We start from the raw sequence: 1,267 nt of genomic DNA on the forward strand, positions 1-1,267 counted from the left end.
CCGGAAGGGACCAGTCTCTGTAACAGGCCCAGCGGAATGCCGAAGGTCAAGGCTTCCAGCGGTTCGCCTTTCCCGGTACGGTAAAGGGTCTCCCCATACAAGTCGGCGGCCACATCCAGAATCGCCATGCCGGTTACGGCGCAAAGCGAGGGAACCAGACTGAACGCGATGGCAGCAGGCACGAAGACGAGCTTTCTGCCGGCCTGTTCGGCGATCCAGTTTCCGCCTTTTTCCGCCATACTTTCCCAGCCTCGTTCAAAGACATTGCCCAAGGTCATGAAACGCTGCGCGTCCTCGGCTTCTTTATGGGCGATGAGGTCGGCTTTGGTTTTGTCAAGCCCGGTTCTGTCGCCCGGCATCAGCGGATCGACAATGTCGCCAAGGAGGGCAGCCAGCGCAAGAACATGCGTTTCGGCTTCTTCAGGACTGTAAGCGACACCCTTGCCGAAATGGTGGGCAAATTCGCTGCCGTGTTCCCGGTTCATGACGGTGCCTTCGGCTTCGGCGGTTCGGGCAATGGTGTCGGCCACGGCCTGATGCCGCATCTTTCCGAAGCCTGTCTTTTCCAGTTCAGCCATGCTTTGGTCAGAGTGGCCGGGTGGGTGTGTTCCCTGTGCATTGACCGCAGAAGGTTCCACGAAATTGTGTTGCGCGGCCTCTCGCACGGCCTTGCCGGCCGCATGATAGGCTTCTCCCATGCTTTGGTCGGAATGGCCCACCGTGTCCCGACCGTGTATCCGGCTGTTTTCCCCCAGGGCATGACTGATGAAATCCGCCGCCCACTGAAAAAGAGGGGCATATGTCTCGTTTTTGGGGTCGTTGACGTGCGCCGTCTTTTGCAGACTGTTCGCCAGCGATTGACCGGTTTGTTCCGGAGCCGCTGCCGCCCCCGCGGCGGCCGCTTCGGAGGATGCCGCCCCCGCGGCGGAAGCCGAAGGGGGGGCCGATGCGGCACTTGCCGGGTCCGTTGCCCTCACGCCGGAGGAGGACGCCGTTCCGGAAGGCACGGCCGGTTTATCCCCAGGGAGACGCGATACGCCTGATCGCTCACGCGATGCCGGCAAGCTCACGTCCTGACCGGACAGAGGGGAAGCGGTTTCCGAAGCCGGCTGGCCGGCTTTTTGTTCCGGCATGAGCCGGTTCAAGGCATGGATGGCCCGGTTGGCCCGTTCCCGAAACGTCGGATCGTTTTGGTAATTGCTCAGAAACAGCACATCCCGCATATCCTGGCTCATTTCCTTTAAGGCCGTCTTTTCCGGTGTTCGAT

Annotated in this window: 1 protein-coding gene; it reads right to left on the reverse strand. The window is 60.9% G+C overall.

The window, feature by feature from the left end; all coding sequences use genetic code 11:
- Positions 1-1,235, reverse strand: a 1,235-nt coding sequence (locus OFAG_RS14115; protein WP_196806218.1) for a hypothetical protein, incomplete at its 3' end; no start/stop codon positions are given.
- Positions 1,236-1,267: the final 32 nt, after the last annotated feature.

Source organism: Oxalobacter paraformigenes (assembly GCF_000158475.2).
GTDB lineage: Bacteria > Pseudomonadota > Gammaproteobacteria > Burkholderiales > Burkholderiaceae_D > Oxalobacter > Oxalobacter paraformigenes.